This is a genomic window from Nocardia higoensis NBRC 100133 (assembly GCF_000308595.1).
Taxonomy (GTDB): Bacteria; Actinomycetota; Actinomycetes; order Mycobacteriales; family Mycobacteriaceae; genus Nocardia; species Nocardia higoensis.
Map to the genome: position 1 here is coordinate 1 of NZ_BAGA01000019.1, position 19595 is coordinate 19595.

General features: G+C 70.5%; 16 protein-coding genes. 11 read left to right on the plus strand and 5 right to left on the minus strand.

Annotated elements, in window-relative coordinates; all coding sequences use genetic code 11:
• Positions 1–1158 (minus strand): DUF2330 domain-containing protein (locus ON26_RS02600; RefSeq protein ID WP_083883676.1); only part of this gene is annotated, 1158 nt, incomplete at its 3' end.
• Positions 1159–1238: 80 nt separating this feature from the next.
• Here ON26_RS02600 and ON26_RS02605 point away from each other — a divergent pair.
• Positions 1239–3392, plus strand: coding sequence for a S9 family peptidase (locus tag ON26_RS02605; protein ID WP_040794332.1), 2154 nt, complete (start codon positions 1239–1241; stop codon positions 3390–3392).
• A gap of 169 nt (positions 3393–3561) precedes the next feature.
• Positions 3562–4263, plus strand: a complete 702-nt coding sequence (locus ON26_RS02610) for a DUF2334 domain-containing protein (protein WP_040794369.1) — start codon at positions 3562–3564, stop codon at positions 4261–4263.
• Between the two features lie 489 nt (positions 4264–4752).
• Here the strand turns inward: ON26_RS02610 and ON26_RS02615 are convergent, their stop codons facing one another.
• Positions 4753–5403, minus strand: coding sequence for an MBL fold metallo-hydrolase (locus ON26_RS02615; RefSeq protein WP_040794333.1), 651 nt, complete (start codon positions 5401–5403; stop codon positions 4753–4755).
• Positions 5404–5525: 122 nt separating this feature from the next.
• Between ON26_RS02615 and purS the strand changes: the two genes are divergently transcribed.
• Positions 5526–5762, plus strand: coding sequence for a phosphoribosylformylglycinamidine synthase subunit PurS (gene purS / locus ON26_RS02620; protein WP_040794334.1), 237 nt, complete (start codon positions 5526–5528; stop codon positions 5760–5762).
• Positions 5759–6436 carry a phosphoribosylformylglycinamidine synthase subunit PurQ gene (gene purQ, locus ON26_RS02625; RefSeq protein ID WP_040794335.1) on the plus strand — a complete coding sequence of 226 codons (678 nt, stop codon included), beginning with the start codon at positions 5759–5761 and terminating at the stop codon, positions 6434–6436. Before purS ends, purQ begins: the two co-directional genes overlap by 4 nt.
• On the opposite strand, the gene ON26_RS02630 is transcribed toward purQ, so the two are convergent.
• Positions 6426–7511 (minus strand): substrate-binding domain-containing protein, encoded by a 1086-nt coding sequence (locus ON26_RS02630; RefSeq protein WP_040794336.1) that lies wholly within the window; start codon positions 7509–7511, stop codon positions 6426–6428. The genes purQ and ON26_RS02630 overlap by 11 nt on opposite strands.
• A gap of 46 nt (positions 7512–7557) precedes the next feature.
• Between ON26_RS02630 and ON26_RS02635 the strand changes: the two genes are divergently transcribed.
• Complete coding sequence (locus ON26_RS02635; RefSeq protein WP_040794337.1) at positions 7558–7983, plus strand: MarR family winged helix-turn-helix transcriptional regulator; 426 nt, start codon at positions 7558–7560, stop codon at positions 7981–7983.
• Positions 7984–8035: 52 nt separating this feature from the next.
• Positions 8036–9346, plus strand: a complete 1311-nt coding sequence (locus ON26_RS02640) for a M18 family aminopeptidase (RefSeq protein WP_040794338.1) — start codon at positions 8036–8038, stop codon at positions 9344–9346.
• Here the strand turns inward: ON26_RS02640 and ON26_RS02645 are convergent.
• A complete protein-coding gene (locus ON26_RS02645) occupies positions 9283–10641 on the minus strand; it encodes a glycosyltransferase 87 family protein (protein ID WP_245545695.1) in 1359 nt (452 codons plus the stop codon). The two genes, ON26_RS02640 and ON26_RS02645, sit on opposite strands and share 64 nt — an antisense overlap.
• Before the next feature lie 339 nt (positions 10642–10980).
• Here ON26_RS02645 and purL point away from each other — a divergent pair, with 339 nt between their 5' ends.
• The 4 genes from purL (at position 10981) to ON26_RS34390 (ending at position 16364) form a co-directional block, all read left to right on the plus strand.
• Positions 10981–13275: a phosphoribosylformylglycinamidine synthase subunit PurL gene (gene purL, locus ON26_RS02650; protein WP_040794339.1), complete on the plus strand. Its 2295-nt coding sequence runs from the start codon at positions 10981–10983 to the stop codon at positions 13273–13275.
• Positions 13276–13394: 119 nt separating this feature from the next.
• Complete coding sequence (locus ON26_RS02655) at positions 13395–15110, plus strand: alpha/beta hydrolase (RefSeq protein ID WP_083883679.1); 1716 nt, start codon at positions 13395–13397, stop codon at positions 15108–15110.
• Positions 15107–15751, plus strand: coding sequence for a CPBP family intramembrane glutamic endopeptidase (locus ON26_RS02660; RefSeq protein WP_040794341.1), 645 nt, complete (start codon positions 15107–15109; stop codon positions 15749–15751). The genes ON26_RS02655 and ON26_RS02660 overlap by 4 nt, the downstream gene beginning before the upstream one ends.
• A 220-nt stretch (positions 15752–15971) precedes the next feature.
• The gene (locus ON26_RS34390; RefSeq protein ID WP_040794371.1) at positions 15972–16364 is read left to right on the plus strand and encodes a sterol carrier family protein; all 393 of its coding nucleotides are present in this window, start codon (positions 15972–15974) and stop codon (positions 16362–16364) included.
• An 87-nt stretch (positions 16365–16451) separates the two neighbouring features.
• On the opposite strand, the gene ON26_RS02670 is transcribed toward ON26_RS34390, so the two are convergent.
• Complete coding sequence (locus tag ON26_RS02670) at positions 16452–17795, minus strand: YhgE/Pip domain-containing protein (protein WP_306307233.1); 1344 nt, start codon at positions 17793–17795, stop codon at positions 16452–16454.
• A 144-nt stretch (positions 17796–17939) separates the two neighbouring features.
• On the opposite strand from ON26_RS02670, the gene purF reads away from it, so the two are divergent.
• Positions 17940–19520: an amidophosphoribosyltransferase gene (purF, locus tag ON26_RS02675; RefSeq protein WP_040794342.1), complete on the plus strand. Its 1581-nt coding sequence runs from the start codon at positions 17940–17942 to the stop codon at positions 19518–19520.
• Positions 19521–19595: the final 75 nt, after the last annotated feature.

Genomic DNA, 19595 nt, shown 5'->3' on the forward strand with positions numbered 1-19595 from the left:
GCGGGCGACCCGGACGACGGCGACGACCACGACCGCCGCGGCGAGCGCCGCGGCGCCGAGCACGAGGTAGCCCGCGGGCCGGCCGAACACCGTCACCCGGTCGGTCCGGACGACGCGTTCGCGATAGCCGGTGTCCTCGGGCGCCGCGGCGAAGGCGAAATCGGTGGTGATGGCGGCGGGATCATCGACGCGCACCCGCATTTCGGTGAGATAGTCGCTGCCCGCGGCCAGCGCTTCCTCCACGAAGGGGTCCCCGGAGGCGCCGGGCGACAGGCGGCCTGCGAATTCGACGGCGGAGTCCTGGTGTGCCGCATCGGGGTCCGTGCGCCGCATCCGATGATCGCCGAGCACATAGAGGTGGACCGCCTGCGCGGTGCGCGCCGCGGCCGACATGCGCATCGGGTAGACCAGCCGGTCGGAGTCGAAGTCGAGCCGGACCGGGTCGAGCGCGCCGGAGAGTTCCTGCTCGCCGGTGAGCCGCACGGCGACGAACGACCAGCCCTCGCGCACATACGGTTCCAGGGTCGCGGTCACCTCCGGGCGCAGGGCGTAGCCGTTGCCGCCGAGCCAGCGGCGCAGTCCGTCGAGATCGCCGCCCCGCAGGGTGGTGGCCTCCAGCGGGCCGAGCCGGACCTGATCGAGCACCATCGGGGTGCTGCCCGGCGCGGCCGTGCTCGTCTCGTCCTCCGGCCACGCGAACCACTCGGTCTCGACGACATATTCGGGCGCGGCCAGGCGGGCCAGTTCGCCGAAGGTGTCCGCCGATCCGGCGGTCACCGTCGCGGGCGCGGGGGTGGGCACGACCAGCGCGGCGTGTTCGGTGTCCGAGGCCAGCGACAGCCGCAGCAGGATGGTCTCCCGGTCGCCGTCCCAGGTCAGCGCCGCGGTCTCCTGCTGGACGGTGGCGGCGTCGCCCGGGCTGATGATGCCGCCGCAGGCGCAGGCCGAGGCCGGGCCGATCGCGCCGGGAGCGAGCGCGCCGCCCAGGATCGCCGTCACCGCGCCGAGCCGGGCCGCGGCGATCGGGAACCGGGTGGTACCCCCCACCTCGGCTGCGCCTGCAGCGGCGCGGCAGCCGGTTCGCGTACCGGGGGAGCGGGCGGAGGCGGGACGCCGGAGCGCCAGGGCGACGAGACGGGCGGCCGTGGCGAAGGGCATGGGGCGAGCCTAGTGGCGTGGCAGCGGTGGCGGCGCCGATCCGCCGGGCGCGTGGCCGCGGGATCAGTAGGGTGGTTGCCATGTCTGTCGAGAGTCAGGTGGCGGCGCCGATCGCCAAGCGGGTGCCGACCGAGCGGATCCATCACGGCGACGTCTTCGTCGACGAGTACGAGTGGCTGCGCGACAAGGAGAGCCCCGAGGTGGTCGGCTACCTCGAGGCCGAGAACGCCTATACCGAGGCGCAGACCGCGCATCTGGCCGGGCTGCGGGACAAGATCTTCGAGGAGATCAAGTCGCGCACCCAGGAGACCGATCTGTCGGTGCCGACCCGGATGGGCGATTTCTGGTACTACTCGCGCAGCTTCGAGGGCAAGCAGTACGGCGTGCACTGCCGGTGCCCGATCGATACCACCGCGGGCGATCTGGAGGCCTGGACGCCGCCGCAGCTCGAGGCCGACCGGGAGATCCCCGGCGAGCAGGTGCTGCTCGACAGCAACGAACTCGCCGAAGGCCACGACTTCTTCGCGCTCGGCGCGTTCTCGGTCAGCCACGACGGCCATCTGCTCGCCTACTCGGTGGACACCGTCGGCGACGAGCGCTACACGCTGCGGGTGAAGGATCTGCGCACCGGCGAGCTGCTGTCCGACGAGGTCACGGGTACCGCGCCCGGCGCCACCTGGTCGCTGGACGGGACGCACGTCTTCTATCAGACCGTCGACGAGTCCTGGCGGCCCGACACCGTCTGGCGCCATCGCCTCGGCACCGCCACCGACGCCGACGTGAAGGTCTTCCACGAGCCCGACGAGCGGTACTGGGTCAGCATCGGCGCGACCCGCTCGGAGAAGTATCTGATGATCTGGGTCGGCTCCAAGATCACCACCGAGGGCTGGGTGCTCGAGTCCGACGATCCCGAGGGCGAGTTCCGGGTGATCCTGCCGCGCCGCGAGGGCGTGGAGTACTCCGCCGAGCACGCGGTGATCGGGGGACAGGACCGCTTCCTGATCCTGCACAACGACATCGGCGCCGACGGTGTGAAGGCGCAGAACTTCGTGCTCGCCGAAGCGCCCGTGACCGACCCGGCCGACCTGCGGATCCTCATCGAGCACCGCGACGACGTGCGGCTCGAGGACATCGACGCCTTCGCCGATCACCTGGTGCTCAGCTACCGCCGTGAGGCGCTGACCAGGGTCGCGGTCTGGCCGCTGACCGAATCCGGTTACGGCGAACTGCGTGAGCTGGAGTTCGATCTCGAACTGTTCTCCGTCGGCATGGGCGGCAATCCGGAATGGGCGCAGCCGACCCTGCGCATCGGCCTGACCTCCTTCATCACCCCGATGCAGGTCTTCGACTACGTGCCGGCCACCGGCGCGCTGCTGCTGCGCAAGGAGCAGCCGGTGCTCGGCGGCTACGACGCGGCCGATTACGAACAACGCCGGGACTGGGCGGTCGCCGAGGACGGCACCCGGGTGCCGATCTCGCTGGTGTGGCGCAAGGGCGTAGCCGATCCGGGCGAGCAGGCGCGCCCGCTGCTGCTCTACGGCTACGGCTCCTACGAGTCCAGCATCGACCCGGGCTTCTCGGTGGCGCGGCTGTCGCTGCTCGATCGCGGCATGGTGTTCGCGGTCGCGCATGTGCGCGGCGGCGGTGAAATGGGCAGGCTCTGGTACGAGAACGGCAAGACGCTGTCGAAGAAGAACACCTTCACCGACTTCGTCGCCTGCGCGCGCCACCTGATCGACACCGGGGTGACCGCGCCGGACCGCCTGGTCGCCGACGGCGGGAGCGCGGGCGGCCTGCTGATGGGCGCGGTCGCCAATCTCGCGCCCGAGCTGTTCACGGGCATCCTGGCCAATGTGCCCTTCGTCGACCCGCTGACCTCGATCCTGGATCCCTCGCTGCCGCTGACGGTCATCGAATGGGACGAGTGGGGCAATCCGCTGGCCGACAAGGACGTCTACGAGTACATGAAGTCGTACTCGCCCTACGAGAACGTCGCGGCCAAGGATTACCCCGCCATCCTGGCGATCACCAGCATCAACGACACCCGGGTGCTGTACGTCGAGCCGGCCAAGTGGGTCGCCAAGCTGCGCGCGACCCGTACCGGCGACGCGCCGTTGCTGCTCAAGACCGAGATGAGCGCCGGGCACGGCGGGGTCAGTGGCCGGTACGCGAAGTGGAAGGAAGTCGGCTTCGAGTTCGCCTGGGTGCTCGACACCGTCGGTCTGGCGCAGTGAGCCGACCGCCGAGGTGAGGCACGCCCCCGTGCGGGAGCGGCCTGTGTGACCGTTCCGCCCGGATGACGGGGGTACGCCGCGACGGGCCTGCCGAGGACGTGACGGGGTGTTCGTCGCCTCGTCACGTCGACTGCACGGGGCGTACATGTGCGTGCGGCACCGTGGGGTCATGAACGCCGAGCTGATCGTTTCCGTGTCGGGGATCAGGGACACCACGCGCGACGCGGCGATCGAATTCGCCGCCGAGATGGATCGTCGGCGGGTGCGGCTGTCCCTGCTGGTGGCGCCACGGCTGAAGGGCGGGTACCGGCTGACCGAGGATCCCGCCACCCAGGCCTGGTTGCGGGGCAGGCGCGCCGCGGGCGACGCCATCGTGCTGCACGGCTACGACCAGGCGGCCACCGCGAAGCGGCGCGCGGAGTTCGCCGCCCTGCCCAGGCACGAAGCCCGGTTGCGGCTGACCGCGGCCGATCGGGTGATGGAGCAGGTGGAGCTGCGCACCCGGCTGTTCGCCGCGCCGCGCTGGAATGCCTCCGAGGGCGCCATGGACGCGTTGCCGGAGGTCGGCTTCCGTATCGCCCTCGGCCTGACCGGCATCCACGATCTCGAACGCGGCACCGTGCAGCGGGCACGCGTGCACGGCATCGGTGAGGGTTTCCGTGCCGAGCCGTGGTGGTGCCGGGCCCTGGTGATGGGCGCGGCCAGGACCGCGCGCCGGGGCGGGGTGCTCCGGCTGGCGATCTCGGGCCCCCAGCTGCAGCGCTCGGGTCCGCGCCAGGCGGTCCTCGACGCGGTGGACCTGGCTCTGTACCACGGCGCGATCAGCGAGGTCTATCGCCGCGAACCGGATTCCGCCGCCCGCGCGGCGTGAGCGGATCCGCGCGATACCGCCGTCCCGAAAGTGATTCATATCACCCACAAGATCAGGTGATCGCAGAAGTCGCGCGCGATACCCCTGCCGGGAAATCCGAAACCCCGCTACAGCCACAGAATTCCGCGCGTCCGAGTTCGGGTGCGTGAATTTGCCGCCAACTCTGTGGATCGGGTTCGTTTCCGGTGTTTCGGTCGGTTTTTTACGGAATCAACCGAGGTCGATCCGCCAATTCGGTGGTCCAGGAAAGTTTTTCGAGAAAATTCGTGCGCTCGCTGTTTGTGATCGCGCCGGCGAGCAACACTCACATTGCAAGGCACACAACACAGATCGAAAGGATGAACCATGCTTGATGATCTGCTCACCTTGATCACCACCCTGATCGACTCCCTGAGCGCGGAAACCGAGCCCTGAGCCGGTCCGTCGTTCTCGTGACAGCCGCCCCGCGCCGACGAATCGGTGCGGGGCGGCTTATGTCTACGCCCGCGATCAGGCCGGGAATTCCCGGCTCTCCTCGGCCGGGAGGACTTCGAATACCGTTCCTTCCGGGCGCATCTCCGTGAGCCGGCCGAAATAGATCCCCCTGGCCTCCGGCGCGATGATGCCGTAATGGATCGGAATCGCGGTGCGTGGCTTGACCGCCCGCAGATAGTCCACCGCCTCGCTGATCTTCATCCACGGGGCGGCCGCGGGCGTGGCGAGCACGCCGACCGGCACCGGCGGCACCCACAGCGAATCGCCGGGGTGGACCAGCTGTGCCGGATCCTGCGCGGTCCCGAGCTGGAAGACGGTGTTGTCGATCACGGGCAGTTCGGGGTGGATGACCGCGTGCCTGCCGCCCCCGCCGGTGATCCGCAGTCCGTCCAGATCCAGCACGTTGCCCGCGTGCACCGCCTCCCAGCGGCCGCCGCGCTGTGCCGCGGTCTGCGGGTCCGACAGCAGCCGGGCGCCGGGGTTGGCCTCGGCCAGCGCGTCGATGCGGGCCGGATCGATGTGGTCGGGATGCTGATGGGTGATCGCGATCGCGTCCAGACCGGTGATGCCTTCGAATCCGTGGGAGAACGTCCCCGGATCGAACAGGATCTTCTTGCCCTGCATTTCCACGAGCAGGCAGGAGTGTCCGAAATGGGCTATGCGCATGGCGCCATGCTATGCGGCCGGACCCCGCAGGTGGCGGCACGCCGGAGGACAACTAGGCTGCATGGGTATTCCCCGCAACCACCACCCTGTGCGGGTGGTGTCCTCAGAGCTAGGAGCAACTCGTGGCACGAGTCGTGGTCGAGGTGATGCCGAAGGCCGAGATCCTGGATCCCCAGGGACAGGCCATCGTCGGCGCACTCCCGCGCCTGGGATTCGAGGGCATCTCGGATGTCCGCCAGGGCAAGCGGTTCGAACTCGACGTGGCCGACGACGTCAGCGATGCCGAGCTCGAGCAGATCGCCGAACGTCTGCTGGCCAACACCGTCATCGAGGAGTGGAAGGTGGTGCGGCTCTCGTGAGCGCGCGCATCGGCGTCATCACCTTCCCCGGCACCCTCGACGATGTCGACGCCGCCCGGGCCGTCCGGCTGGCCGGCTCGGAGGCGGTGAACCTCTGGCACGCCGATGCCGACCTGAAGAAGGTCGACGCGGTGATCGTGCCCGGCGGCTTCTCCTATGGCGACTACCTGCGCGCGGGCGCCATCGCCCGGTTCGCGCCGGTCATGGGCGAGGTCGTGCGGGCGGCCGAGCAGGGCCTGCCGGTGCTCGGCATCTGCAACGGCTTCCAGGTGCTGTGCGAGGCGGGCCTGCTGCCCGGCGCGCTGACCCGCAACGAGGGCCTGCACTTCATCTGCCGCGACCAGTGGCTGTCGGTCGAATCGGTGAACACCGCCTGGACCTCCCGCTACGAGCCGGGCGCGCAGATCCTGGTGCCGCTGAAGTCCGGTGAGGGCCGCTACCAGGCCTCGGCCGCGGTGCTCGACGAGCTCGAGGGCGAGGGTCGCGTGGTGTTCCGCTACGCGGGCGAGAACCCGAACGGCTCGCAGCGCGGCATCGCGGGCATCGCCTCGGCGAACGGCCGGGTCGTTGGCCTGATGCCGCATCCCGAGCACGCGACCGAGCCGCTGACCGGCCCCAGCGACGACGGCCTCGGCCTGTTCCTGTCGGTGCTCGACAGCCTCGTCACGGCCTGAGCCCGACGCTGCGGAGGGTGTCGACGATCTCGAAGTCGACACCCTCGACTCGCGCCAGCTGGCTGGCGCGCACCGCCTGACTGCCGCGGAAGTAGCACGGTCCGTCCGGTGCCTCGAAGGCGTGGCCGTCGCGCACGGTCCGTTCGATGGCGGGCACATCCAGGGAACCGGCGGAATCGGCGACCGATCGCAGCGTGTGCAACGCTTGGTAACCGGCATTGCTGAAGGTCGTCAGTTCCGGTGCGAACGAGCCGAAACGGCGGCGGTAACGCGTCTTGAGATCGCTGCCGGGGCACCCGTCGACGAAGAAGCTCGACGGCACGTAGAGATTGCGGTGTGCGGCCGGACCGCCCGCGAGCAGGACGTTCTCGTCGACCGACGGGCCGATCCTGACCTGCGTCTCGTCGCGTCCCGCGGCGGCGAACTGCCGGTTGAACGCCGCGACGTCCGCGCCGAGCAGCAGGACGAGCACGCCGTCGGCCCGGTCCAGTTCGGGATGGGCCAGGAATTCCGAGAAGTCTCCCGTGCCGGGCGTCATGAACCGCTCCAGCACCACCTCACCGGACTCGACGCACTCGCGGCGCACCGATCGGGCCAATTCGCGCGGCCAGATGTAATCGGCGCCGATGATCGCCCAGCGCCGTACCCCGAGTTCGCGCTGGGCCCAGGACACCGCCGCCAGGGTGTGCTCGGCCGGATGCTCGCCCAGCATCAGTACCCCGGGCGGGGTCGGCAGGCCTTCGTGGCAGGCGGCGTAGACATACGGGACGCGCCCGGCGTTGGCCTCCGCCACCGCCACCCGGACGGCCGAGGTGTGCCATCCTGTGATGGCGTGCACCATGCCGGTCGCCAGCAGCGCCGAGATCTCGTTCGCTACTCGTTCCGGCGAGCGTCCGCCGTCGATGTTCGTGACGCGGATCTCACGGCCGAGAATCCCTCTGCCGGAGTTGATTTCCTCACCGGCCAGCGACACGGCGTTGTCGCTCGAAGGGACGGCGATCGCCAGCGGTCCACGCATCGGCACTATGTTGAGGATCTCGAGGGTGTCCTCGGGGCTCTCGCCGTACGCGGACATTCGGTACTCTTCTTCTCGATCGAGCGAAATGGCAGGCGGGAAAACGATGACCCTCATTGTAAGCCGCACCGCGACATTGCACGGTGCGCTGCGCGCCGCGGAACGCCGTTGGCTGCGCCACCTCGACGATGCTCTGTGCGCGCGGCAGCTCTCGCCCGACCAGTGGTCGATGCTGTGCAATCTGTCCGCCGACACGGGCATCACCATGAGTCAGCTGGCGGCGAAATCGCAGCTGGCGCCCTCGTCGGCGACCAGGCACGCCGACCATCTGGCCGAACGCGGGCTCATCTTCCGGGTCGCCGCCGAGGAGGATCGCCGACGCATTCTGATCGGCCTGAGCGCGCGCGGGGTGGAGCTGGTCGACGCCGTGCGCGCCGATGAGGCGCTCGCCGAGCAACGGGTCAGGGCGACGCTGGGCGCCCGCCGCTACGACGAGCTGCTGCGGCTGCTCGAGGTCGTCGCCGGGGCCTGAGCCATCCCGCGTCGTTCCGGGCTCGTGGACGGGGCTGCCTAGGATCGGCGGTATGCCAGTTGCCGCCACCGCCGCCACCGCCGAAGGGCTGTGTGCCTTCATCGACGCCTCGCCCTCGCCTTTCCACGTCTGCCGGACCGTAGCCGCCGAACTCGACGCGGCGGGTTTCACCCGGCTGTCGGAATCCGCCGCATGGACCGCCGGGGAGCCGGGCAGGTACTACGTGGTGCGCGGCGGTTCGCTGGTGGCCTGGGCCGACACCCCCGGGCCCGCCTCCGCTCCGTTCCGGGTGGTCGGCGCGCACACCGACAGCCCGAATCTGCGGGTCAAGCAGCATCCCGACCTGGCCTCGGCCGGGTGGCGGATGGTCGGTCTCGAGCCCTACGGCGGCGCCTGGCTGAACTCCTGGCTGGACCGCGAGCTGGGCCTGTCCGGCAGGCTGACGGTTCGCGACGGCAATGCCGTGCGCACCGAACTCGTGCGCATCGACGACCCGATCCTGCGGGTGCCGCAGCTGGCGATCCACCTCTCCGAGGACCGGCGCGGGGTGAGCCTGGACCCGCAGCGTCACCTCAACGCGATCTGGGGCGTCGGTGAAGCGGACGGCGCGTTCCTGGACGTGGTCGCCGAATACGCCGGGGTGGAACCGGATTCGGTGCTCGGCTGGGAACTGATGACCCACGATCTGGCGCCGAGCCGGCTGGTCGGCCGGGAACGCGATCTGGTCAGCGCGCCGCGGCTGGACAACCAGGGCACCTGCTATGCGGGTCTGCACGGCTTCCTGGCCGCGGTCGCCGAGCCGGGCGCGGCGATTCCGGTGCTGGCCATGTTCGATCACGAGGAAGTCGGCAGTCAGTCCGATCGCGGCGCCCAGTCGGACCTGCTGCCCGCCGTGCTCGAGCGCGTCGTGCTCACCCGGGGCGGCGGTCGCGCCGAATACCTTGCCGCGCTGGCCGGGTCGATCTGCGCGTCCGGGGACATGGCGCACGCCACCCACCCGAACTACCCGGAGCGCCACGAGCCCGCGCACCGCATCGAGGTCAACGGCGGCCCGGTGCTCAAGGTGAACCAGAACCTGCGCTACGCCACCGATGCCACCGGCGCGGGCGCGTTCGCGCTGGCCTGCGCTCAGGCCGGGGTCCGCCTCCAGCGCTATGTGCACCGCGCGGATCTGCCCTGCGGTTCCACCATCGGCCCGATGACCGCCGCGCGCACCGGCATGCCGACCGTGGACGTGGGCGCGCCGCAACTGGCGATGCATTCGGCGCGTGAGCTGATGGGCGCCGACGACGTGGTCTCCTATGCGGCGGCGCTGGCCGCCTTCTCCGCGCCCGGGTACGCGTCCGCGGGCTCGGGCCGGTAGGTGAACGCGGCGACCGCGAGCACGCCGAGGGTGACCAGCACGTAACTGCTGCCGATGAGCTGTTGCCACCACGACCAGGCGAGCTCGCGGTCGTCGGAATGCGGCAACAGCCACTGCGGGCCGATCAGGAACAACACGGTGAGCGTGCCGGTGACCCAGGCGAACAGCCGCCAGGGGGCCTGCCCGGCGCGCCTGCGCGCGATCACGTCGACCGCGAGCAGCAGCGCGGGCGCCACCCACACCCAGTGGTGTGACCACGAGACGGGCGAGACGAGCAGGATCGCCGAGGCGTTCACCAGCAGCGCGGCGACGTGCGCGCCCGCTCGGATCAGGTGGTGCATCCACACCGCCGCCAGCGCCACCGCGATCACCGCCAGTCCCAGCCAGATCGCCGTCGCCGTGCTGTCGGGCAGGCCGAGCCGGAAGGCCAGGCCCTTCAGCGACTGGTTGCCCGCGAAGTAGGGCGGGCCGATGCGGCCGGTGTCGGCGAGCGTGCGGAACCAGTACTCGACCGAATCGCTGGGAAACAGCAGGAAACCCAGTCCCACAGCGCCGATCGCGGAGACGACCACGGTGCCCGCGGCCTTCCAGTCTCGGCGCAGCAGGAAGTACAGCAGGAAGCCGCCCGGAATCAGCTTGATGGACACGGCGATTCCGATGAGCATGCCGCGCGGCCAGAACGGCTTGCGCGCCAGGCAGTCCAGCGCGACCGCGGCCATCAGCACCAGGTTGATCTGGCCGAAGCCGAAGGTCTGGCGCACCGGTTCCAGGTAGAGCGCCAGCGCCAGCGCGGCGATCACCAGCGGCAGCGCGAGTCGCCGGTCCAGGCCGGGGCGCAGCCGGTCGAGCACCAGCCACAGCGTCAGGCCGAGGCAGCCGAGCGAGGTGAGCAGCACGACGATCTCGGCGAGCACCAGCGGCATGAGCGCCAGCGGGGCGAAGAAGAGCGCGGCCAGCGGGGGATAGGTGAACGGGAGCCCGATGCCGAAGACCGGCGGCATCGGTCCGTACAGCTCACCGCCGTCCAGCCACACCCGGGCGCCGTTGCGATAGACCTGCAGGTCGATGTAGCCGTTCCACCAGTGCACCAGCAGCGAGACCAGCGCCGAGATCGCGAAGAGCGCGAGCGCCGCGGCCAGCAGTCTCACCCGCGAACCCGGCGGCGCCCCTGAATCCGAGGGCACCGCGGTGGATTCCGGCGATCGGCGGGAGGTAGGCGCGGCACCGTCGAGGTGGGGGGTGCCCGGTTCGACAGGCTTCGCGGCCTGCTCGGCCACCCCCGATCGTTCGTTCACCCGCCCAGCGTACCGGGGGTGCCTCCCGGATCCGGCTCGGTGCTCGAAGTCCGGGCAACCGGGCGGTCACGGGCGGTGATGGCGCCCTGACAGGCTGTACGGGGCGCGATCACGGGCCGGGAGCGCGGTTGTGGCAACGGCACAGCGACTGCAGGTGATGCGGAATCGGTTCCCGGGGGATGCGCCCGGTATGTCCGAGTGTGCGCGTGTGGCCCGGGGCGGCCCCCTCACCTGCGGGGCGGTCGCGGGTGACCCGTAGACTGAGGCCGCCCTCCCGTCATGTCGGCGGGACCGAGCTCGTCGCTTCACAATGCCCGGCCGAAAGGACCCTGGTACTCCGTGACTCCGCAGGTCGACACCGTCAGCGCAGCCGCAGCAACCCCCGAGGTCGCGCAACCCTACAAAGAACTGGGTCTCAAGGACGACGAGTACGCCCGCATCAAAGAGATCCTCGGCCGCAGGCCGACCGACGCCGAACTGGCGATGTACTCGGTGATGTGGAGCGAGCACTGCTCCTACAAGTCCTCCAAGGTGCACCTGCGCTACTTCGGCCAGACCACCACCGACGAGATGCGCGCCTCCATGCTGGCCGGTATCGGCGAGAACGCGGGTGTGGTCGACATCGGCGACGGCTGGGCGGTCACCTTCAAGGTGGAGAGCCACAACCATCCCTCCTACGTGGAGCCCTACCAGGGCGCGGCCACCGGCGTCGGCGGCATCGTGCGCGACATCATGGCGATGGGCGCGCGCCCGATCGCGGTGATGGACCAGCTGCGCTTCGGCGCGGCCGACGCCCCCGACACCCGTCGCGTGGTCGACGGCGTGGTGCGCGGCGTCGGCGGCTACGGCAACTCCCTCGGCCTGCCGAATGTGGGCGGCGAAACCGTCTTCGACGCCTCCTACCAGGGCAACCCACTGGTCAACGCGCTGTGCGCGGGCGTGATGCGGGTCGAGGACCTGCACCTGGCATTCGCCTCCGGCGCGGGCAACAAGATCATCCTGTTCGGCGCGCGCACCGGCCTCGACGGCATCGGCGGCGTGTCCGTGCTGGCCTCGGACACCTTCTCCGGTGACGAGTCCGGCTCCGGCCGCAAGAAGCTGCCCAGCGTCCAGGTCGGCGACCCGTTCACCGAGAAGGTGCTCATCGAGTGCTGTCTCGAGCTGTACGCGGCCGAGCTGGTGGTCGGCATCCAGGACCTCGGCGGCGCCGGGTTGTCCTGCGCCACCTCCGAACTCGCGGCGGCCGGCGACGGCGGCATGTACATCGAGCTGGACAAGGTGCCGCTGCGCGCGACCGGGATGACCCCGGCCGAGGTGCTCTCCAGCGAGTCCCAGGAGCGCATGTGCGCCGTGGTGACCCCGGAGAACGTGGACGCCTTCATGGCGGTCTGCGCCAAGTGGGACGTGCTGGCCACGGTCATCGGCGAGGTCACCGACGGTGATCGCCTGGTCGTCAGCTGGCACGGCGACACCGTGGTGGACGTGCCGCCGCGCACCGTGGCCCACGAGGGCCCGGTCTACGAGCGCCCGGTGCGGCGTCCCGACTACCAGGACGCGCTGATCGCCGACAGCCCCGACGCGCTGCCCCGGCCGAAGACCGCCGAGGAACTGCGCGAGACGCTGCTGACGATGATCGCCAGCCCCCAGCTGTGCAGCCGCAAGTGGATCACCGAGCAGTACGACCGCTACGTGCGCGGCAACACCGTGCTCGCGGAGGACGCCGACGCCGGTGTCATCCGCATCGACGAGGAGTCCGGCCGCGGCATCGCCCTGGCCACCGACGCCTCCGGCCGCTACACCAAGCTCGACCCCTACACCGGGGCACAGCTGGCGCTGGCCGAGGCCTTCCGCAATGTCGCCACCACCGGCGCGACCCCCAAGGCCGTCACCAACTGCCTGAACTTCGGCTCGCCCGAGGATCCCGGCGTGATGTGGCAGTTCCAGCAGGCCGTGCGCGGTCTGGCCGACGGCTGTGTGGCCCTGGGCATTCCGGTGACCGGCGGCAATGTCAGCTTCTACAACCAGACCGGTCAGGACGCGATCCTGCCGACCCCGGTGGTCGGCGTGCTCGGCGTCATCGACGATGTGCACCGGCGCATCCCCACCGGCCTCGGCCTCGAGCCCGGCGAGACGCTGATCCTGCTCGGCGAGACCCGCGACGAGTTCGGCGGCTCCATCTGGGCACAGGTGGCCCACGATCATCTCGGCGGCCTGCCGCCGAAGGTGGACTTCGCCCGCGAGCAGCTGATCGCCGAGGTGCTGGTCGCCGGTTCGCGCGACGGCATGATCTCGGCCGCGCACGATCTGTCCGAGGGCGGTCTGGCGCAGGCCGTCGTCGAGGCCGCGCTGGCCGGTGAGACCGGCTGCCGCATCCTGCTGCCCGAGGGCGCCGACCCGTTCGTGACGTTGTTCTCCGAGTCGGCCGGTCGCGTGCTCGTCGCGGTGCCGCGCTCGGAGGAGACCCGGTTCACCAAGATGTGCGATGCCAGGCAGTTGCCGTGGGTCCGCATCGGCGTGGTCGACCAGGGCTCCGACGAGATCGAGGTGCAGGGCCAGTTCTCCGTCCCGATGACCGAGCTGCGCGAGGCCTTCGAAGGCACCCTGCCGAAGCTGTTCGGCGCGGAGGTGGCCTGAGCGAACGACCGGCAACCGGTCGCGGCCGCCGGGACACCCCGGGGCCGTGATCGGGCCGCGTCGGACGATCGCCCGGTCCGACCACGCATACTGTTCGGGTGCTCGAGAAAGCGGACACCATGACCAGGCTGCGTGCGCGCGCCGTAGTCCTGGTGCGCCGGGCAGAGGTCGTCATCGATCTCAACTACGTCGGAATCGTCGTAGCCACCCTGTTCTTCGCGCTCTCGGTGACCCCGTCGCTGGTGCCGCGCGACTGGCTCTTCCAAGGCCTGATCAGCGGTGTCAACGCCGCGCTCGGCTACGGTCTCGGCTGCCTGCTGGAATGGGGATTCCGGTCCTGGATCAGGCCCCGGCTCACCAGGATTCCGCCCGCGCCGATCTGGGTGATCTATGCGCTGAAGACGGCGGTGCTGGTGACCGCCGGGCTCACCGCGGCACTGATGCTGGTGCAATCGGCGCGCTGGCAACGCGAGATCACCGCGCTGATGGGCATGGAGGGCACCACCACCCCCGCCTATCTGCGCACCGGGCTGCTGAGCCTGGCGATCGGCGTCATCGTGGTCGCCGTCTACCGCACGCTCCGCGAGATCGTGCTGTTCCTGGCCAAGGAACTCAACCGCTGGGTCCGGGTGCCGCGCGAACTGGCTCCCGCGGTCGGCGCGCTGGTGCTGGTGGTGCTGGCGACCACCGTCTTCAACGGCGTGGCCACCCGGGCCTTTTTCGCGGTCGCCAATTCGGCGTTCAGCGTGCGCAACGATCACACCTCGCCCAACGCGGTGCAGCCGCTGCTGCCGCAACGCTCGGGCAGCCCGGAGTCGTTCGCGGCCTGGGACACCCTGGGTTTCGAGGGCCGCTGGTTCGTCTCGCAGGGGCCGACCGCCAGCCGGATCGCGGCGGTCACCGGCCGACCCGCCCGCGAGCCGATCCGCGCCTATGTCGGTCTGGAATCGGCCGAAGGCGAGGAATCCCAGGCCGACCTGGCGGTGCGTGAGCTGGACCGCGCGGGCGCGTTCGACCGGAAGGTTCTGGTCGTGGTCACCACCACCGGCACCGGCTGGGTCAACTCGATGGCCGCGGGCGCGCTCGAATACATGTACGGCGGCGACACCGCGGTGGTGGCCAGTCAGTACTCGTATCTGCCCAGCGTGCTGTCGTTCCTGGCGGACAGGAGCAAGGCCGCCTCGGCGGGTAGGCAGATCTTCGACGCGGTGTATCAGCGCTGGTCGCGTGAGCCGGTGGAGACCAGGCCGAAGCTGTTCGTCTACGGCGAGAGCCTGGGTTCGCAGGGATCGGAAGAAGCGTTCGACGGTCTGGCGGATCTGCGCAGCAAGGTCGACGGCGCGCTGTGGGTCGGGCCACCGAACTCCAACCGGCTGTGGAAGCAGTTCGTCGAGCGCCGTGACCCCGGCTCGCCGGAGGTGCTGCCGGTGTACGCCGACGGGCTGGTGGTCCGGTTCGCCGCCGCCGCACCGGATCTCGCCGTCCCCGGCCCGGAATGGCAGGCCCCGCGCATCGCCTACCTCCAGCACGCCTCGGATCCGATCGTCTGGTGGTCGCCGGATCTGATCTTCTCCCGCCCCGACTGGCTCGAGGAGCCGCGCGGCAAGGATGTGTCCTCGCAGATGCGCTGGGCGCCGTTCATCACCTTCTGGCAGGTCACCGCCGATCTCACCAACGCCCAGGGGGTCAGCGACGGGCACGGGCACCGCTACGGCAGCCTGGTGGTCGACGCCTGGGCCGCCATCGCGCAACCCGAGGGGTGGACGCCCGAACTCGCCGAACGGGTGCGTTTCCAGCTGGAGTCGGCCGAGGACTTCGAACGAGCCACCAAGTGAGGCCGGGCTTTTCCCGCGCGCACGCGTTCGCCGCCGCCGCGTTGATCGCCCCGCCGCTGTGGAACAACCGGATCGCCCCCGCGCTCGGACTCGGGCAACGCGGGCGCACCCTGGCCCACCTGGGTTTCGCGGCCGCTTACGCCGCCGCGTCGCATGCCCGCCCGAACTGGCGCTCCGCCGAGGGGGTCGGTCTCGGGTTCGCGGCGAGTTCGGTGGTCGCGACCGGGGCGGCGGCCGCGCTGGCCGTCGCCCCGCTGCGCGAAGCGCTCCTGCGGACCCCGGCGCGGGTCCCGGAAGTGCCGCCCGTGGAATGGATCGCCGTCCACATCCCGTTCGGCACCGTGCTGCCCGAGGAACTGGTCTTCCGCGCCGCCCTCGACCCGCTGCTCGCCGAGCTGACCGGTCCCCGCCCGGCCCTGGTTCTCGGCGCGGTCGCCTTCGGCCTCTGGCACGTCCATCCGGCCCGCGCCGCGGGTGATCCGGTGCTGCCCACCGTCGTCGCCACCACGGCCGCGGGAGTCCTGTTCGTCCTGCTGAACCGCCGCGCCCGCAGCACCACAGCGCCCGCCCTGCTGCACTTCACCGTCAATGCCGCCGGCGCCGTCCTGGCCACCCTCGGCGGAAAAGCGCCCCGGCGGTAGCGGCGGCCCGCGTGGCCCTCGCCATGACCCGGCCCGTCGTCCCGGGGCGGGCCGGACAACCGCTCTCGGGCGGGCGATCGTTCTGCTCGCCCGCGCGGTGCAAGCACCCGCTGCGCCCGTCCGGCGACAGCATCCGCGGCGGGGCGCCGTCGTCCGCGCGCACAAGCTGGACCGTGACTTCGTGGCCGTGGCGACGGAAGGCGGCGGTAGCCTCGGCGGCGTGGGACGGCGCAGAGTTGATCCGGGGGAGTTGCGGGCCGCGGTGGCGGCGGTGAGCGCATGGCTGCGCGACGAGCGGGCCGCCGCTCCGGCGCGTGCGGAGATCGCGGCCGCGGTGCGGGCCACCGCGCGGACGCTGGCGGAATCGGCGCCGGGGCACTCGGTGGAAGTGCGGATTCCGCCGTTCGTGGCGGTGCAGTGCGTGGAGGGGCCGAGGCATACCCGCGGCACGCCGCCGAATGTGGTGGAAACCGATCCGCGCAGCTGGCTGCTGCTGGCCACCGGGCTCCTGGAATTCCACCCGGCCGTGACCGACGGCGTGGTCACGGCGTCGGGGAGCCGGGCGGGTGAGATCGCGCACTGGCTGCCCATCGTGCGACTCCCCGCCGAGTGAAGCCGGGCTCCCTGCCGAGAAGGAAGCCGGCGCCCCGGCGGCCGGTCGGTGCGCGGCGCCACGGACGCCCGGCAGGGACTGCCTCGGCTAGGCGGTCGCCCGCTCGCCCGCGCTGCGGTGCAACCCCTTGTAGTCGTAGAAGCGGGTGATGACGAGGCCGAAGAGCAGGCCGACCACCAGGCCGAAGACGGTCATCCACAGCCCGCGGCCGAGCCCGGCGGAGAAGTCGGCGTTGAAGTAGAGGATGGCGCGCACCGACAGATACACCTGGTGCATGGGCTCGAAGGTCGCCAGCCAGGCGAAATAGGTCGGCGTCGCCTCGATCGGCACGGTGCCACCCGAGGAGGGCAGGCCGAGCACCACGAACAGGATCAGATTCACCAGCAGGCCGGCCGAACCGAACGCCGCCAGCACCGACAGGCCGGTCACCCCGACCGCGGTGATCGCCAGCACGCTGTAGAGGTACAGCGCCAACGGCCGCTCCACGGGCATGCTCAGGGCGTGGGCCACCAGCTGGAAGATCCCGGCGATGACGACCGCCGCGACGACCATGACGCCCCATTTGAGCACCAGGGTGCGCAGCCGCGAGATCGGCGTGGGCGGGAAGTGCAGGTACCAGGGGCCGTATTCGGTGGGGACGAAGCCGAGCGCCGCATCGGCCATGGTGTGGATCGTCATCGCACCGATCACCCCGACCAGCAGCAGCAACAGGGCGAAGAAGAAGGCCGTCAGCCCCGCCCCGGTGCCGCTGGGCAGCGGGCGGAACTCCTCGGACACCAGCCGCAGCGGGGACTCCAGCGAGAGCCTGGTCGCGCCGCTGAGCTCGGTGGCCCGGCCGCCCTCGGGCGGGCTGAGCTGTGCCTGCACCTGCTCGGTCAGCTGCCTGCCGACCTGCTCGTTCACCCGGGGGAACATCCGGTCGGCGATGCGGGTGACGATGGCGGTCGCGAACGGGCCGACCCGCGGATTGGTCTGCACGGTGATGATCGGCTGCTCGATGTCACCGGGCACCACGCTGCCGACGCCGAGGATGCCGAGGCGCTTGCTGAAATCGCCGGGGATGATGATCGCGCCGTAGACCTCGCCGTTGCGCAGCTGGCGCTGGGCCTCGTTGATGCCGAGCCGGCGCAGGTCGATCTCGTCGGCCGGAACCTCGGCGGCGATGCCCTCGGCGACCTGTGTGCCGAAATTCACCTGCCGGGGTTCTCCGGGCGTGCCGAGCGTGTCGCCGACGTCCATGTTCACCAGCGCGATGGGGAACCCGTGCAGGTTCTTCTCCGGGTCGGCCACATAGGCCAGGTACAGATAGCTCAACAGGGTCGCGACCAGGGTGATCACGACCAGCGGAAAGAGCGTCGCGCGCAGCAGAGTGCGCGGCTTCGGCGGCCCGGAGGGCGCGCTCTTCTCCGAATTCCGACTCTCGCTCGTCACGGTCGAAAGGTACCGCCGCGGCGGCTGTCGGTACATCGTCCGACACATGTGATTGCCGTCTGTATGCCGGAGCGGTGATCGCGGGACCAGCTAACACCCGTAGAATGGCGAGAGCCCCCAGCCCGCCCGAACAGGGAGCGTACGGTGATCAACGCCGATTCAGCGGCCGACAACCTCGCCGCCATCTCGGACCAGGACGAGAACGAACCACGCGAGGAGTGTGGTGTTTTCGGTGTCTGGGCCCCCAGCGAGGACGTGGCCAAGCTCACGTACTACGGCCTCTACGCGCTCCAGCATCGCGGTCAGGAGGCGGCGGGCATCGCGGTCTCCGACGGTCAGCAGATCCTGGTGTTCAAGGATCTCGGTCTGGTCAGCCAGGTGTTCGACGAGCAGACGCTGGCCGCCATGCCGGGCCACATCGCCGTCGGCCACTGCCGCTACTCCACCACCGGTGGCGTGACCTGGGAGAATGCCCAGCCGATCTTCCGCACCACCGCCGTCGGCTCCGGCCTGGCGCTGGGGCACAACGGCAATCTCGTCAACACCGCCGAACTGGCCGGTCGTGCGCGCGAACTCGGCCTGATCGGCACGCCGGTCTCCGAGGGGCGTCCGCAGCCCGTCGGCGCCACCTCCGACTCCGATGTGATGACCGCGCTGCTGGCCCACGCCGCCGCGGACTCGAGCATCGAGCAGGCCGCGATGAAGCTGCTGCCGCAGCTGCGCGGCGCGTTCTGCCTGACCTTCATGGACGAGCACACCCTCTATGCCGCGCGCGACCCGCACGGCGTGCGCCCGCTGTGCCTGGGCAGGCTCGAGCGTGGCTGGGTCGTGGCCAGTGAAACCGCCGCCCTGGACATCGTCGGCGCCGCCTTCGTCCGCGAGATCGAGCCCGGCGAACTGCTGGCGATCGACGCCGAGGGCGTGCGCTCCATGCGCTTCGCCAATCCCGAGCCCAAGGGCTGCGTCTTCGAGTACGTCTACCTGGCGCGCCCGGACTCCACCATCGCGGGCCGCTCGGTGCACGCCACCCGTGTGGAGATCGGCCGCAGGCTGGCTCAGGAGCACCCGATCGAAGCCGATCTGGTCATCCCGGTGCCCGAGTCCGGCACGCCGGCCGCCGTCGGCTACGCGCAGGGCTCCGGCGTGCCCTACGGTCAGGGCCTGATGAAGAACGCCTATGTGGGCCGCACCTTCATCCAGCCCAGCCAGACCATCCGCCAGCTCGGCATCCGGCTCAAGCTCAATCCGCTGCGCGAGGTCATCCGGGGCAAGCGCCTGGTCGTGGTCGACGATTCGATCGTGCGCGGCAACACCCAGCGCGCCCTGATCCGGATGCTGCGCGAGGCGGGCGCGCTGGAGATCCACGTGCGCATCGCCTCCCCGCCGGTCAAGTGGCCCTGCTTCTACGGCATCGACTTCGCCTCCAGGGCCGAGCTGATCGCCAACGGCGCGGGCGCCGACGACAGCTACGACGACATGGTCGAGGCCGTGCGCCGCTCCATCGGCGCGGATTCGCTCGGCTACATCTCCACCGAGGGCATGATCGCCGCTACCGAGCAGCCGCGTTCGCGACTGTGCTCGGCGTGCTTCGACGGCAATTATCCGATTCCGCTCCCGACCGAAGCTTCCATCGGGAAGAATCTGCTGGAGGGCATGCTCACCGGGCAGCCGGAATCGGTTCTGCTCGGCGACAATGCCAACGCCAGCGCGCTGAGTCGACCCTGACCGCTGGTCACGTCGACCCCGGCCGCCGCCCCGAGCCGTCTCGTGATCGGGCCGCGTGCGGCCGACACCATGCAT